A 15,794-nucleotide genomic window follows, 5' to 3' on the forward strand; every position below is an offset into this window, starting at 1 on the left:
TTTATTTTTGCTTTGCTGCCTCCTTGTCAGCTTGAAACTTGGTCCATTCTGCTTTACGTTGTGCGACCTCGCTATCGGTCATGTCGGAGAAACCATAAATAAGATCAGTCAGTTTTTGTGAGCTGCGGTCATATTCGTTAGTCATGGTGATACATTCTGTGGGACATACGACAGTACATAGTCCACAATACATACATTTAGCCATATCAATGTTGAATTTGGCTGGGTATAGTCGTTTAACGCTACCATCGGAAGTTTTTCCAATCGCTTCCGGAGATTTGATTGCTTCGATTTCGATGCAGTCTACAGGACAAGCCTTTGCGCATAGATCACATACAATACAGTCCTCAATATCGACTTGCAGCTGATAGCGGGCAACCTCGGGGATCGGCATTTTTTCACGTGGATACTGCACCGTGACAATTCCCTCCTGCTGATCAAAGTAGTTATCCTTTTTGATATTTAATTCCGTTCGCGAACGTCGGGCACCAAACAAGTGTTTAACAGTCAAAGATAAACCCTTGATTGCCGTACGAAATGCATGCGAAGCCGTTTTAAATATCATAATCTTATGCTATAACTAAAATTCGCCAAATTGCAGAAATGGCCATACAAAGAAAAGCCAGCGGCGTCAATACTTTCCAACATAAACTCATCAGTTGATCTGCACGCAACCGTGGTAATGTCCATCGGATCCACATTTGTATACCAACAATAAACAATGATTTGGCCAAGGTCCAAAATATTCCCCACACTAAGCCTGTGGTCCAATCGGCCAAACGTATTGCACCTATGTTGGGTAACGGTGTATTCCAAGCTCCTAAGAAGAGAACAACGCCCAACATGGATACCAAAAACATCATGGCATACTCCGCCAAAAAGATAAAGGCAAATTGTATCCCGCCATATTCCGTATGGAAGCCACCGACCAATTCAGATTCGGCTTCCGGAATATCAAAGGGAGCACGATTACACTCGGCAAGGGTTGCGATAAAGAATATGATGTAGGTGATAATCAAATGTGGAGCCTGAAAAATATTCCAGGCAAAGAGGCCCCCAATCTCATTGACTTCCCAAAGACCCAAGAATTTAATGCTTCCATTGGTTAGGATGCCCTGTCCAATAGCGATTTCATTCAAATTTAGGGTTTGGGTGAGCATAACGACCGTAATCAGTGAGAGGCCTACCGGAATTTCATAGGATACCATCTGTGCAATCGCACGCATGGAGCCTAATAGAGAATATTTATTGTTGGATCCCCAACCTGCCATTAAGATGCCCAAAGCATCAATGGAGATGATAGCCATAATGAAGAACAAGCCTGTATGTGTATCCGCGGGAATAAAGTCCTTTGCCCATGGGATAACAGCAAAACCTGTAAATACAGCAACGAAAATAACGATAGGTGCAAGCCTAAAGAGAATTTTATCGGCTGATGAAGGGGTGATTAATTCTTTTTGGAGCAGTTTGAGAATGTCGGCGATTGTTTGGAGACTACCATACTTTCCTGTTTCCATCGGACCGAGTCGATCCTGGACAAATCCCGCAATCTTTCGTTCAGCATATACTGCAAACAAGGTGAAAGCTGCTATAAAGGTGAAAATAGCAATGGGAACCAAGATATGTAGTATTGTTTCTAACAAGTCTTATTTATAATGATTTTTAATAAGAGACCAATGAATACGCAAACTTAACGAAAAACAGGGAATTTAGATAAGGAAAAATTAAAATATACTTAACAAGTAGATTATCGTGACAATAGCGTAACAACGAGTAATCATATCGTGTTCGAATGGGTGGCTTCGGACAGCTGTAAAGCCATCCCTGTTAGCTCAGATAAAAATAAAAAAGCACCCCGAAGGATGCTTTTTATGGATATAAATCGAAATCGAATTAACGATTTGAAAATTCAACGTAGTCGCGTTCTGTGTGGCCAACGTATACTTGTCTAGGACGACCGATAGGCTCTTTGTTTTCGCGCATTTCTTTCCACTGTGCAATCCATCCTGGTAGACGGCCTAAAGCAAATAATACGGTAAACATGTCTGCTTTGAAACCTAACGCACGGTAGATGATACCTGAATAGAAATCAACATTTGGATAAAGTTTTCTGTCAATGAAATATTGGTCATTCAATGCTGCTTCTTCCAGTTTCTTCGCGATATCCAATACAGGATCTTGAACACCTAATTTTTCTAAGATATCATCACAGGCTTTTTTGATAATTTTAGCACGTGGGTCGAAGTTTTTGTAAACACGGTGACCGAATCCCATTAAGCGGAAAGGATCGTTTTTGTCTTTTGCTTTAGCAAGATATTTTTCAGCATCACCACCATCATTTTTAATGGCCTCTAACATCTCGATTACGGCTTGGTTTGCGCCACCATGTAATGGTCCCCATAATGCGTTGATACCTGATGCAACAGAAGCATAAAGGTTTGCATTGGATGAACCTACAATACGGACAGTAGATGTTGAACAGTTTTGCTCATGATCAGCATGTAAAATCAACAATTTGTGCATGGCATCAATGACGACTGGATCGAATGTTTTTTCATCGTTAACTTCTCCGAATAACATGTTTAGGAAGTTGTCGATATAGCCAAGGTTGTTTTTAGGATAAACAACAGGGTGACCCAATGATTTCTTCTGAATCCAAGAAACGATTGTTGGCATTTTTGCCAAAAGATTGATGATCGTTTGATCTTCTTCTTCGTCTGTTAAGTTTGGATTTAAAGATTCTGGGTAAAACGCCGATAATGCACCAACTAAACAGGAAAGTTGACCCATTGGATGTGATTTGGAAGGAAAACCAGCGAAGAAGTTTTTCATATCTTCGTGAATCATCATTTGTTTTTTGATGTCAGCTCTGAATTTTTCCAATACCTCTTTTTTTGGAAGCTCTCCATAAATCAACAAATAAGCAACTTCCAAGAAAGTCGATTTCTCTGCCAATTGTTCAATTGGATATCCTCTATATCTCAATATACCTTTTTCACCGTCAAGGAAAGTAATCGCACTCTTCGTCGCACCAGTATTTTTGTATCCTGGGTCTAATGTAATAAATCCACTTAGATCTCTTAATTTGGAAATATCAACTGCTTTTTCATTTTCAGTACCGACAACGACCGCGAGGTCATAGGAAGTGCCGTCTAAATTTATAGATGCTTTATCTGACATGTTTATATATTATCTTATATCTGATTTGTTATGCTAATCTCACAAATTTAACTATTTGATATTTAAAATTGAAAGTTCTTTTGGAATTAAAATGACATGACTGCGTCATTTTGGATAATATTCACTAATTATTTACTTAAATAAGCAAATAATTTATTCAAATTTAACATTATCTTATTCTGCAAAAATATTAATCTATTTTTCGTTGGGCGACTTTGCCTTTGTCTTCATAGTTCCCCTGTTTGCCTGACCCGAAAAATGGAAGTATAACAAAACAGACCAGAACAATAGCGGTTGCTGTCAATATTCCCGTAGTCCATAAGATTTTACTGAAATTTTCAGCGTCTAGTAGCTGAATGCCCCACAACCCTAAAAGGAAATAGGTGGCAACGAAAAGGATCACCAAGGTGAATAATATACCGAATATGTATTTCATAGCTGAATTAATTTATGTGTTATGAATTGATTCACCTCGGTATAATTGAGCTGAATCGTGATATGAATATCCCCGCATGCATTATATTTTGTTGAGAATCTGTTTTTTGAGTGTATCGAATTCTTCCTGACTAATGATGTTTTCACGGAGCAGCAGCTGCAGCTTTTGAAGTTTCTCGACAAAGTCGCCTTCTTGCTGAATATGATCTTTGATCTCCTCTTTTTGGAGGTCAAACTGTTTTCCGAGTTCCATACCGACGCCCAGTTGTGCACCTACACCCGCGATTCCCCCTTCATTTTTAGCGGCATCACGGAGCGCACGTAGTTTTTCTAATTCAACATAGCTCAGACCTGCCTGTTGTGCCGCTTGATTTTGTGTGCTTAAATCGGCGATTTCTCCGATTCTTCGTTGTGTATTGGCATCAAATTGAGTTCCTAAGATTTTGAAATCCGTAATGTCGAGACCAAGGTCATTAAAATCTTGTTCAACCGCAGTCTTGATGTCGTGGGATAACAGTCCCAGTTGACTGTCAATTTCATTGTAACCCAGTTTCTTTTGTGCAATCTGCGCAATAATTTGTTGTGGGATCCGATTATTGATGATGTCTTGAATGACAGCTGTGCTGACCGTATTTTGATTTGCGACAATATTTTTATAGAAATGTACGGGTTCCTTGATCAGGTAGGAAAAGGTGCCGTTTAGTCCGATTTCTATCGGTAAATTGTAGTGTGGGTCGACGTATTTAATCGGAGTTCCTGTTCCCCAGGATTGATTGACGATAGCGGCCGTACGAAAAAAGTAAATGTAAAGTTTGTGTTCGGATTCAAAATTCTGCCGTAAACGCGCTAAAGTGGTAAAGAAGGGATGGTTGTCCGTTTTGAGGTTGTACGTTCCTGGTTCGGTCAGCAGGTTTTCACCTTTTCCCTCATACACAAGGATGCAGCCCTGCCCTGGAGCGAGGATCAGCTTGCTGGAATTTTTGATCTCATTCCTTTCGGATGGAAATTTATACCATAATAATCGAGGGTCTTGGTTTTTCCACTCGATGACTTCAGAAAGTTGGTTGTTAAAAAGATTAAATAGTCCCATAGTGATTAATTTAGTGTGTCGAATTTGGGGTTATACCCTTCAAACTTGTTGATTTGTTTTCCATTATTATCAAAATAATAATAGTCGCTGGCGCCCTTTATAATAAAACCATCTTTGAGTAGGCTCCCATTTCCATACATGGATTTAAGATCTGTAGTCACTGTTTTTTGTATGGCGCCAGTTGTTACATCCAATAGTTGGACCTGGAAAGGGTCGTCTTCAGCAGGTGTTGGTTTATACGCGATGAGTAGCGTTTTGTCATTCTGCGCAATGATTACAGGCTGAAAGTAAAGTCTTCCTGGCGTAAAGTCCTTGAAGCTAATCAGACGGGCGCCTTTAAATTGCCATGGATTGATCAATACCTTTTTATAAGGATCACGGTCGGTAAAAATACCCGAACCGCCATAGTCTTTATCCCAGGAAAAGCGCGGGCTATCTTTAGGAAATCCATATTGATATTGGTAACTGTACTGGATTAACTGGATTTTTTCTTCCGGATAATAACTGGATTTACTTGAAAAAGCGAATTCCGTTTTTGTCGTTGGATTGGGAAGTTTTTTCCTTCGCTCATCGTAAAGCTGTTTATCGGGGATAGATTTATTAATTAAGGGGTAATAAGCTAGATTTTGACCCTCATTGTTGACAATTTGATAGGCTGAGCCATAGTCTTCGTATTTAAATTCAACCTTAGCGATGCCTGTGCTTAAAGATGGCGCATCTTTCACATAGTTCTCAAGCACACTTTTATATGTAAGTGTATTTCTGTCCAGCTGATAAATGTATTTGGCTTTGACGATAATATAGAGATTCTGGTCTTCAAATACCTGAAGTTTGACGTCGCTGCTCGACAGTTCGACAGGTGTTTCCATCAATGCCTTTACCCATTCTTTTTTACCTGTTTTTGGATCGAAAAGCCCAATATAAACCTTATTATCCTTGTTTTCGTCCATTCGTTTTCTGAAGGTTCCGACATTACCGACGACAACAACGTGGGGCGTATTATCTTTGTCCAAAAATAGTGTGTTGCTTGCGTAATTCCATTCAAGAGGTTCTACCTCTTCTTTTTTCTCTGCTGTATTAGAGGTGCTGTAAGTTGAATAATTGGGCGCTGGCTTTTTGGAAAAAATAGCGCTTAGGGCTCCAATGACAAACATAAGAGCAATAAAGCCCACGACAGCAAATAATACAATCCGTACGGCTTTATATTGATCCGGATTGTTGCGCGGATAGTTGTAGTTGTGATTGATATTGATGTCGTCGCTATCTAAAAAAAATTCTGTTCCACAGCTATCGCATTTATAATAATCGGGGCGTAGTGTGGTGATTTTTATACTTCCGCAATGCGGACATTTAATCGCTTTGATATTTTTAGCCATTTATCTTACCTGTATTTTTTTGAACCATCTTTTGGCGCATACAACCGGACTGATTCCAGGGGATTCTATCCATTTGAAAGTTCTGCCTTTTCAATTGATGAAACGATTTATGTGTGAATTTAGAATTAAAATAATCGTATAACAAATTTTCTGCCAGCTAACTTATATTCGTCGAATCTGAGTTTAAATACGCAGGAAATGAGCCGTTTGTTTTTTTTAAACAAGGGAGACGGCGCTGTTCACTATTAATTTGTAAAACAAAGAGAAAATATTTTTGGTATTTACGAATTATTCGTAGATTAGTGAAAGATTAGAAAAAGGAATAAATAGCTATGGAAAAATTAACAGCACAGGAAGAGCAGGCAATGCAATCTATTTGGAGTCTCAATGGAGGTTTTATAAAAGAGATTTTGGATAATATCAAGGGTGAAAAGATGCCTTATACCACCTTGGCTTCAACAGTAAAGAATCTGGAACGTAAAGATTTTGTGAAAGCAGTACGTTATGCCAATGCCAAGCGCTATGAACCGATGGTGAGTGAGGAAGATTATAAAGCGAAATTTATGAATTCCTTTGTGGGCGATTATTTTAAAAATTCCTATAAGGAGATGGTATCTTTTTTTGTGCAGGAAGAAAAACTAACGGCTGATGAATTAAAGGAAATTATGGACATGATTAAGCATAATAAATCTTAATAACATGGAAAGCTTACTGACCTATATTATTCAAGTCAACCTGCTCTTGGGGATTATCTATCTGGGATATATTGGACTATTGAAAGGGCTGACGTTCTATGTGCTAAATCGAGTTTACTTTTTGGCAGGAGGGCTATTTGCTTTTATATATCCATTTCTGGATTTAAAGTCTTTGTTCGTGCAGCGCGGGCTGAATATGGGGGCGGTAGGCGAGCAGATTTCGCTTTATATTACTGAGCCGGAAGTGCAGCAACAACTGACCTTGGGAAGGTTGGTGGAAATTGTGTTTATGGTTGGTGCGATTGTATTGTTATTGAAGTTTGTATTTCAATTATTGAGTTTATTACGGATTCATTTGAATTCAAAGTCCGATCAATGGCGGACGTATCTATTTCGGAATGTGCTTATTCCTATTGTTCCATTTTCGTTTTTGAATAAAATCTATGTCAATAAAGGACAGCATGCTGATGCTGAACTTAAAGATATTTTTAAGCATGAGGATATTCATGTGAAAGGCCTTCACAGTCTGGATATTTTATTGTTTGAAATGATATTGGTGTGTTGTTGGTACAATCCTTTCGTCTGGTTCATGCGCAGAGCCATTCGCCAAAATTTGGAGTTCTTGACTGATCAACAGGTTCTCGATAAAGGAATTGACAAGCAGACGTACCAATACAGCCTATTGAATGTGTCCAAAAAGGGCACTTCAGTAGGATTGAGCAATCAATTTAATTTTAAACTTTTAAAACGTCGAATTATGATGATGAACAAGAAGCGATCATCGAAAATAGAACTGAGTAAATACGCCTTTCTTTTACCTGTATTTTTATTGACGGGAGCAGCATTTACGGTAAGTAAAGCGGAGGGAAGCATAGAAGGGGTAGTTGAGAAAGTAAATGAGACAGTATTACCTATTCAGTTACCAACAGTTGATTTACGATCTCAGACAGATCAATCAAATATGAAAACTACTGTATTGGCGGATACTTTGGCTAAAGCAAATCAAGTGGCGACGAGAGATTTTAAGGAAATCAAGAGATCTGCTATTGATTTTTCTAAAAATCAAAAGTATTTTGTGGATAATAAATTGGTCTCTAAGGCTGAATTTTTGGCTATTCCTGAAGGAAAACTGGCGAAGTACTGGTTTTCGAATGACAGTGATATGATCAAGTATCGGACGAAGTCTTCAATTGATATTTCTGGCGGAGCAATTTTGGCCAATACTGTTGAAATGCAACAACATTCGGATATAGCACAAAAAAAATTACGCTGTGTTATGAATGGTATTGTGCAGGAAAAAACTTTTACTGTGGATGATATCGATCCTAATGCTATAGCGTCAGTCTCGGTATTACAAGGTAAGGCTGCTATTGATAAGTATGGTAAAGATGTTGGGAAAGATGGTATCCTTGAAGTGAATTTGAAGGAAGGAGCTCATATTGGTAAAGATATGACCAAACTCAAAGGTCTTACGATTGGGGTGACGTATCGTGATGATCTGCTAACGAATGATAAGTCAACTGATGTGGTGTACGTTATTGATGGCAAAAGGGTAGATCAAAAAATGGTGAAGGAGTTGGCCCTGACGCCGGATGGAATCGCGACACTATCGGTGTGGAAGGATGCTGAAGCGATTAAGAAATATGGTGAAGATGCTAAGAATGGTGTTTTAGTTATTACGACAAAAAAATGGGCTCGTGAGAATCCGGATAAGGTGAATAATAAGTTTCGTTTCATAGGGCAGGAAAATAAAAAAGGGGATGATGTCGTTACCGTCGTTGGCTATAAGAGAGACAACAGTGTGGATGATAAGATTAGTTCGACGATTGGTTCTAAGAAAAACGAAGGACAGGGTGAAAAAGTTGTTGGCGTGGTTGGTTATAAGAAAAGTGAGACATTGGATGACGCGAAACAAATTACTTTGATGGATAAATCAGAAACGGCTAATCTTGAAGCAAAAACAATTGGTCTCTTAGCGAACAAACAGGCAAGTCAGTCGATCGGAACAGATTTTCCATCGGTCAGAATACGTGGTTACGATGGAAAAGTCAAGCCATTAATTGTGGTTGATGGGGCTGTTAAGAAGGAGGCCAGTTTGCAAAGACTTGATTCGAAAGATATTGAATCTATAGAGATTTTGAAAAATGCAAGTGCGACTGCATTGTATGGGAGTGCAGGCAAAGACGGTGTCATTATCGTTACGACCCGAATGAAAGCAAGCGAGCAGAAAAACGATGTGCAGGCGAATGGAAAATTAAAAGAGAAGATAAGCGGAGCGATTAAGATGGAGATAGAAAAAGAAAAGATCAGGGTAGAAAGCAGTAATTAATGTGAAATTCTCTGATTTATAAAAAAAAGACCGATTATCGGTCTTTTTTTATAAATCAGTATCAATACACAGTACGTCAGTCTGCTTTAGTGACTTCTACTATTTTGTGTTTAAATTAGTCATCGTCAGCTCGATGCCGATATTGACAAAACTTTGGATCATTTTAACGGAATGGTCAATTAAAGCCGGTAGTTCAGCTTGTTCTTCTTTGTCAAAAGGGCCCAGTACATAATCTACTTGTCTACCTTTTGGGTAATTGTCTCCGATGCCGAAACGTAAGCGCGGATAAACCTGTCCGCCACAAAGCTGCTCAATGGATTTAAGTCCGTTATGACCGGCGCTGCTTCCTTTGGGTTTCATCCGTAGCGAACCAAATGGAATGGCCAGATCATCCACAATCACCAATACATTCTGAATAGGAACTTTGCATTGTTGCATGTAGTAATTAACAGCCTTGCCACTTAAGTTCATGTAGGTCGTAGGTTTAATCACAGTGACATTGTGCCCCCTTTGCTTAAATTCGCTATAATAGGCCAACTTGAGCAAGGAGAAACTGGCACCAGCCTGTTTAACAAGCTCGTCGGCAACCATAAACCCTATATTATGTCGTGTATCGGCATATTCACTGCCAATGTTGCCCAATCCAACGATAAGATAATTCATGCTGCAAAAATAAAAATTTTAATAAACAAAAAAGCACCGAAATTCGGTGCTTTCTGTAGTATTTTAAGAATCTTGTTCAGATTATTTTTTACCACCTTTAGATGCTTTCGCTGCTTCTTGTTCAGCTTGACGCAATGCACGAGACATGATTACTGATACGATTGTATCATCAGCATTGTTTAATACTTTTGCGTTTTCCAATTGAATTTGACCTACACGAACTGATTTACCAACTTCTAAAGATTCCATTGGTACAGCAATTTCTTGTGGTAGGTTTGCAGGTAATGCTTTTACGCGTAAATTACGTAATTTTTGAACTAATTTACCCCCCATTTTAACACCTGGAGAAGTTCCTGTTAATTTGATAGGAATATTCAATGATACTTCTTTATCATCAAATAATTCTAAAAAGTCAACGTGCGTAACTAAGTCAGTTAATGGGTGGAATTGTGCGTCTTGAACGATAGCTCTTTTAGTTTGACCTTCAATGTTTAATTCAACAATGATTACGTCTGCAGTGTAAAGAACTGGTTTCAAATCAGCTGCGGATACAGAAAGAGCTGTTTGCTCTGTACCACCGTAAAGTACTGCTGGTACTAAACCTTGGTAACGCAATTCTTTTGCATCTCTTTTCCCTACGTTCTGTCTTACAGAACCGCTAATAGCAATTGATTTCATCTTTTAATTTTTTATAAATTTGAGGTGCAAAGATAATCTAATTTCTGATATTATCAAAAAAAATACGGCCGCTATTAGTTCGGAAACAGGCACTTATTCTATGTTTTCGATTTTTCCATGTTCGTGACTATGCCTAGACACGGCTACTTGTTTACCCGAAAGCATGACTTAATTGATGCCACTTCCATCTTTAAAAGGGAAATAAAACTCTTTTAACTCGGGTATAACAAGGGGTTAACTGGGGTAGACCCCTGCTATACCCCTGTTAACCCCCTGTTAACCCCCTGTAAATCCCCTGTTATTATCGAATTTGACAGCAGTCAATTGCTAACCTATATACTCAATAAAAATGCCCATCCGTCTATGGTTAAAAGATAAGAACCAAGCGAAAGAGTGTTTTTAAATGTTTGTTGTTTTTTGGGAGAAGGTGGGGTGGTGGCGCAATACAAAAAAAAGACCCTGGCCGTTGAGCTAAATGCTTTCTGTACCAGGGTCCAATATCTAGGATGTAAAACTCAAAGATTATTCTACTTCAAATAAATCAGAGATTGAAGAGTGCTGATTTACACTTGTGATTGCTTTTGCAAATAAATCAGCTGTTGATAATACTTTGATTTTGGTCGATTGTTTTGCTTTTTCTGGATCTAATTGAATGGTATCGGTTACGATCATTTCTGACAAGACCGAGTTTTCAATTGTTTCATATGCCTTGCCTGACAACACAGCATGTGTACAAACAGCTCTTACAGATTTTGCACCATTTTCCATAATCAGTGCTGCTGCTTTTGAAAGTGTACCAGCAGTATCGCAGATATCATCGATCAAAACAACGTCCTGACCTGTTACGTCACCGATGATAGACATCGATTCGATTTCGTTTGCACGTTTACGACGTTTGTCACAGATAATAACTTCTGCATTGAAAAATTTAGCAAATGTACGTGCTCTATATGAACCACCCATATCTGGTGAAGCAATCGTTAGATTTGGAAGTTTTAACGATTTGATATAAGGAACAAAAATGATAGAGCCATCTAAATGGTCAACAGGGATATCGAAAAAACCTTGGATTTGTGCTGCGTGCAGGTCCATCGTCATGATGCGGTGGATACCAGCTGCAGTCAACAGATTGGCGATCATTTTTGCGCCAATTGCAACTCTTGGTTTGTCTTTTCGATCTTGTCTTGCGAAACCGAAATAAGGGACTACCGCTGTGATATAATGCGCTGAAGCTCTCTTCGCTGCATCTGTCATCAATAATAATTCAAAAAGATTGTCGGTAGGTTGGTTGGTAGATTGGATAATGAATACATCGCTTCCGCGAACTGACTCATTGTAGAAAGGTTGAATTTCACCGTCGCTAAAACGTGACAATGTTTTGTCTCCTAGTGGTTTCCCGTAAGATTGTGCGATTTTTTCGGCCAGTTCTGTAGTGCCAGAACCTGCAAATAATTTAACCGTGTTGAATTGCAAAGGCATGGTTTTGTATATTTATGTTGGGTTATTGTATTGTCGTTTATTCAATATTTTTATTCCCTTACTATTTTTTAAAGTTAAACATTAAAAAAAATGGATTGTTTTCACAATCCATATACTCTTAACTTTAAAAGTTGTCCGACCTGGATTCGAACCAAGACAAACAGAACCAAAAACTGTCGTACTACCCTTATACTATCGGACAATGTCTCTAAAAAGTCAACGTTACCGTCTTTTTCTTTTTGACGACGCAAAGATAGAGATTTGTTTTAAAAATCAAAATGCAAATTTAAAAAAATCTTAACCCTTTTATAAATAATAAGCCTTGCATATAACGCAGAAAAGGCTTGCATCTGCAAGCCTTTTCTATTGTTTGTTGTCCGACCTGGATTCGAACCAAGACAAACAGAACCAAAAACTGTCGTACTACCCTTATACTATCGGACAAACAATTCAAAAGTGATTGCTATCGTGATGATGTCGTTCACATTTGATGATGCAAATATACGGACTATTCTTATTTCTGCAAATAAAAATGTGTTGTAAAGTGTATTGGGGCTGATTTTCAAAGAAATAATTTTTTTTCGACCATGGAAATTCGGTTTGCTAGCCTTTTTTCAATAAGCGGATCCGTCGACAAAAGTGTACGCCTGCAGTTGGACATGCTTTCCTTTCAGCCAATATTGGATCGGGTAATGAAATTTTTTCAATTAATATGTGTTAAAAAATCAGAATAAAGTTCATTTCTTATTAACTTATCCTTATTTTCGAGCCGTATTAATAATACTTTTTACAGTTATCATTTTATGAACTATACTAAAATCAACAATCTTTTAGGATGGATATGTGCGCTAATAGCAACTGTAGCGTATGTCATGACTGCCGAACGATCGACGAGTTGGTGGGACTGTGGCGAGTTTATCGCTTCGGCCTTTAAACTTCAAATTGTGCACCAGCCAGGAGCACCTTTATTCTTAATGATTCAAAATATATTCTCAAACCTTGCTGGTGGAGATGTTACACGAATTGCTTTCTGGATGAACGTAGGATCGGCGGTATGTAGTGGTCTGACCATTTTGTTTTTATTTTGGACAATTACAGCTTTAGCAAAGAAAATCGTTGTAAAAGGTGTTGATGGATCATATACATCCACCGATTTAATCAAAATATTCGGCTCGGGCGCTGTTGGTGCACTGGCTTATGCTTTTACGGATACTTTTTGGTTCTCAGCAGTAGAGTCCGAAGTATATGCCATGTCTTCTTTATGTACAGCCGTCGTATTTTGGGGTATTCTAAAATGGGAAAATCATGCCGATGAAGCTGGTTCGGACCGCTGGTTAATCTTTATCGCTTATGTGATGGGGCTTTCTATTGGGGTACACTTGTTGAACCTTCTGGTAATTCCGGCAATTGCTTTGGTCATTTATTTTAAACGTTCAAAAACTGTAACATCCTCGGGGGCGATCAAAGCTTTCTTAATTGGTGTCGTTGTTTTGGCGCTGATTTTATGGGGTATTATTCAATACACTGTTAAAGCCGCCGCATATTTTGATCTGTTCTTTGTGAATAGTTTGGGAATGGGCTTCGGTACCGGATTTAACCTTTTCATGATTTTAGCGGTAGCTCTTTTCGTATATGGGATCTGGTATTCGATCAAAAAGGTAAAACCCATGTTAAATCTGATCTTAATCAGTGCAGCATTTATCATTTTTGGATATAGTTCCTTTGCCATGATCATGGTGCGCGCCAAAGCGAATCCGACGTTAAATAACAGTGACCCAGATAATGCATTCTCTTTTGTGAGTTATCTTGGACGTGAGCAATATGCAAGTGAGCCACTTTTGAATGGACCTACATTTGATGCACAAGTGGTTGATGCCGAGCCTACATATACGTACAGAAAAGATAAGGACAAGTATACCAAAGTGGAGAACGGTATGGACTACAAATACGATAAAACGATGTTTTTTCCACGTGTTTACAGTTCAAGGGATCAAGGACATATCGAATACTATCGTGATTACTTAAAAATTCCGGAAGGCCAATCGCCGACTTTCGGTGATAACCTGAAGTTCTTTTTCAGTTATCAGATCGGACATATGTACGGCCGTTATTTCTTATGGAATTTTGCCGGTCGTCAAAATGACCAACAAGGGCAGGGTTCATTTACCGAAGGTAACTGGATTTCAGGTGCTAAACCTGTTGATCAGTTGCATGTTGGTGGACAGAATGCCATTCCAGATTCACTGAAAACTGATCCTTCAAACAATAAATATTATTTCTTGCCTTTGATCATTGGTTTAATCGGTGCATTCTGGCATTTTGGAAAGAGACAACGCGACGCAGGAATCGTGGGACTGTTGTTTTTCTTTACAGGATTAGCAATTGTACTCTACCTAAATCAAAGTCCACTTCAACCACGTGAGCGCGACTATGCGTATGCAGGTTCTTTTTATGCCTTCGCCATCTGGATCGGGCTCGGTGTTTTCGCCATTGCGGATTATCTGAGCAAAAAAGTGGATGGTAAAATTGCCGCCGGTGCTGCTACAGTAGCCTGCCTATTGGGCGCTCCAGTATTGTTGGGCTTCCAAAACTGGGATGATCACGATCGTTCGGAGAAAACAACTGCCCGTGATCTTGCTAAAAACTATTTGGCGTCATGTGCACCCAATGCGATTTTATTTACTTATGGTGATAATGATACCTATCCTTTATGGTATGTTCAGGAAGTCGAAAATTATCGTCCGGATGTACGTGTCGTAAACTTAAGTTTGTTGAGTTCGGACTGGTATATGCGCCAGATGAAACAAAAAGTGAATCAGGCAGATGGTTTACCGATCAATATCGATGATGAAAAGTTCAAGAAAGGTGTTCGCGAAGTGCTTTATTATCAGGATATGAAAGTTCCAGGACATGTGGATCTGGATTTGATCATGCAGATTTTATTGTCTGACGACCAAAAGAACAAATTGGAATTGAGAGGTGGTAAGTTTGAAAACTTCCTGCCAACCAAAAACTTTAGCCTTCCGGTGAATAAAGAATCTGTTCTGAAAAATAATGTCGTCCCTAAAGCTTGGCAAGAATCTATTGTTGATACCATGAGCTGGACCTACAATAGAAATTATATCTCTAGAGCTGAATTATCTATCTTAAACGTGTTATTGAATAACGATTGGAAACGTCCAATTTATTTTGCGGCAACAGTTCCAAATGATAACTACCTTGGTTTAGATAAATATTTAGTACAAGAGGGCTTCGCGCTGCGCTTGATGCCGATTGCAACTCCTGCCGGAGCAGAAGGTACATTGGTTGATACACAGTCTGCTTATAAAGACATTACTACGAAATACCAATGGGGTAATATGGCACATGCTTCCTACCTGGATCCTGAATCTTACCGCATGATTACCATGATTACAAATACAGTAATGGGTGGTACAGCGACACAGTTGATGATGGAAGGTCATAAGGATGAGGCGCGTAAAGTCGCTGTTGAAACTTACGAGAAAATGCCAAAACGTGTTTATTTGATGCGCGATATTTTAGGCTATATTCCAATTGTCAATGTGTTGTATGAAACTGGTGAAACGAAGCGTGCAAATGAAATCGTAAACCGTAACCTGAAGTTTATGACCCAAAACATGCGTTGGTATCAGGATATTGCACAAACAAAACCTGAGCTGGAATATTCAAATATAGGTACAGCATTACGTGCTTTGGGGGCCTATAAGAGTATCTTGGCCTCTACCTCGGAAAAACAATTGCTACAGCAAGTGACTGATTTAGAAAAATCGTATAAACAACAGTATGGTGTTGAGTAACAATTAGAGACATCATTTTAAACGAAGGAGCTGCCCTTTACTACAGGTATT

Annotated in this window: 12 protein-coding genes; 3 read left to right on the plus strand and 9 right to left on the minus strand. The window is 38.8% G+C overall.

Annotation, left to right across the window (positions count from 1 at the left end):
• Position 1 precedes the first annotated feature (1 nt).
• The 6 genes from OK025_RS11050 to OK025_RS11075 all read right to left on the minus strand — a co-directional run bounded on the left by OK025_RS11050 (position 2) and on the right by OK025_RS11075 (position 6,081).
• Positions 2-565, minus strand: coding sequence for a NuoI/complex I 23 kDa subunit family protein (locus OK025_RS11050; RefSeq protein ID WP_288066690.1), 564 nt, complete (start codon positions 563-565; stop codon positions 2-4).
• 4 nt (positions 566-569) lie between these two features.
• Positions 570-1,643 (minus strand): NADH-quinone oxidoreductase subunit NuoH, encoded by a 1,074-nt coding sequence (gene nuoH, locus OK025_RS11055; protein ID WP_317669507.1) that lies wholly within the window; start codon positions 1,641-1,643, stop codon positions 570-572.
• Positions 1,644-1,893: 250 nt separating this feature from the next.
• Positions 1,894-3,180 carry a citrate synthase gene (locus OK025_RS11060; protein WP_317669508.1) on the minus strand — a complete coding sequence of 429 codons (1,287 nt, stop codon included), beginning with the start codon at positions 3,178-3,180 and terminating at the stop codon, positions 1,894-1,896.
• Positions 3,181-3,370: 190 nt separating this feature from the next.
• Complete coding sequence (locus OK025_RS11065; RefSeq protein WP_317669509.1) at positions 3,371-3,616, minus strand: hypothetical protein; 246 nt, start codon at positions 3,614-3,616, stop codon at positions 3,371-3,373.
• Positions 3,617-3,697: 81 nt separating this feature from the next.
• The gene (locus OK025_RS11070) at positions 3,698-4,705 is read right to left on the minus strand and encodes an SPFH domain-containing protein (RefSeq protein ID WP_317669510.1); all 1,008 of its coding nucleotides are present in this window, start codon (positions 4,703-4,705) and stop codon (positions 3,698-3,700) included.
• Positions 4,706-4,710: 5 nt separating this feature from the next.
• Positions 4,711-6,081, minus strand: coding sequence for a hypothetical protein (locus OK025_RS11075; protein WP_317669511.1), 1,371 nt, complete (start codon positions 6,079-6,081; stop codon positions 4,711-4,713).
• A gap of 332 nt (positions 6,082-6,413) precedes the next feature.
• Between OK025_RS11075 and OK025_RS11080 the strand changes: the two genes are divergently transcribed.
• Together OK025_RS11080 and OK025_RS11085 are read left to right on the plus strand one after the other, a co-directional pair.
• A complete protein-coding gene (locus OK025_RS11080) occupies positions 6,414-6,776 on the plus strand; it encodes a BlaI/MecI/CopY family transcriptional regulator (protein WP_209580554.1) in 363 nt (120 codons plus the stop codon).
• Between the two features lie 4 nt (positions 6,777-6,780).
• Positions 6,781-9,105 (plus strand): TonB-dependent receptor plug domain-containing protein, encoded by a 2,325-nt coding sequence (locus tag OK025_RS11085; protein ID WP_317669512.1) that lies wholly within the window; start codon positions 6,781-6,783, stop codon positions 9,103-9,105.
• 99 nt (positions 9,106-9,204) lie between these two features.
• Here the strand turns inward: OK025_RS11085 and pth are convergent, their stop codons facing one another.
• From pth to OK025_RS11100, 3 genes are all read right to left on the minus strand, one after another.
• Positions 9,205-9,768, minus strand: coding sequence for an aminoacyl-tRNA hydrolase (gene pth, locus OK025_RS11090; RefSeq protein WP_075994222.1), 564 nt, complete (start codon positions 9,766-9,768; stop codon positions 9,205-9,207).
• An 81-nt stretch (positions 9,769-9,849) separates the two neighbouring features.
• Positions 9,850-10,446, minus strand: coding sequence for a 50S ribosomal protein L25/general stress protein Ctc (locus tag OK025_RS11095; protein WP_075994221.1), 597 nt, complete (start codon positions 10,444-10,446; stop codon positions 9,850-9,852).
• 522 nt (positions 10,447-10,968) lie between these two features.
• On the minus strand, positions 10,969-11,925 hold the full coding sequence (locus OK025_RS11100; protein ID WP_046672755.1) for a ribose-phosphate pyrophosphokinase: 957 nt from the start codon (positions 11,923-11,925) through the stop codon (positions 10,969-10,971).
• Positions 11,926-12,728: 803 nt separating this feature from the next.
• Between OK025_RS11100 and OK025_RS11105 the strand changes: the two genes are divergently transcribed.
• Complete coding sequence (locus tag OK025_RS11105) at positions 12,729-15,743, plus strand: DUF2723 domain-containing protein (RefSeq protein WP_317669513.1); 3,015 nt, start codon at positions 12,729-12,731, stop codon at positions 15,741-15,743.
• The last annotated feature ends 51 nt before the right edge of the window (positions 15,744-15,794 follow it).

It is taken from the genome of Sphingobacterium sp. UGAL515B_05, assembly GCF_033097525.1.
Lineage (GTDB): Bacteria > Bacteroidota > Bacteroidia > Sphingobacteriales > Sphingobacteriaceae > Sphingobacterium.

What these genes read in the sequence shown, in the direction of transcription:
- OK025_RS11080 (WP_209580554.1), top strand. Translation starts at nt 6,414, where the DNA reads ATGGAAAAATTAACAGCACAGGAAGAGCAGGCAATGCAATCTATTTGG.
- OK025_RS11075 (WP_317669511.1), bottom strand. Translation starts at nt 6,081, where the DNA reads ATGGCTAAAAATATCAAAGCGATTAAATGTCCGCATTGCGGAAGTATA.
- OK025_RS11095 (WP_075994221.1), bottom strand. Translation starts at nt 10,446, where the DNA reads ATGAAATCAATTGCTATTAGCGGTTCTGTAAGACAGAACGTAGGGAAA.
- OK025_RS11085 (WP_317669512.1), top strand. Translation starts at nt 6,781, where the DNA reads ATGGAAAGCTTACTGACCTATATTATTCAAGTCAACCTGCTCTTGGGG.
- OK025_RS11060 (WP_317669508.1), bottom strand. Translation starts at nt 3,180, where the DNA reads ATGTCAGATAAAGCATCTATAAATTTAGACGGCACTTCCTATGACCTC.
- OK025_RS11105 (WP_317669513.1), top strand. Translation starts at nt 12,729, where the DNA reads ATGAACTATACTAAAATCAACAATCTTTTAGGATGGATATGTGCGCTA.
- OK025_RS11070 (WP_317669510.1), bottom strand. Translation starts at nt 4,705, where the DNA reads ATGGGACTATTTAATCTTTTTAACAACCAACTTTCTGAAGTCATCGAG.
- OK025_RS11065 (WP_317669509.1), bottom strand. Translation starts at nt 3,616, where the DNA reads ATGAAATACATATTCGGTATATTATTCACCTTGGTGATCCTTTTCGTT.
- pth (WP_075994222.1), bottom strand. Translation starts at nt 9,768, where the DNA reads ATGAATTATCTTATCGTTGGATTGGGCAACATTGGCAGTGAATATGCC.
- OK025_RS11050 (WP_288066690.1), bottom strand. Translation starts at nt 565, where the DNA reads ATGATATTTAAAACGGCTTCGCATGCATTTCGTACGGCAATCAAGGGT.
- OK025_RS11100 (WP_046672755.1), bottom strand. Translation starts at nt 11,925, where the DNA reads ATGCCTTTGCAATTCAACACGGTTAAATTATTTGCAGGTTCTGGCACT.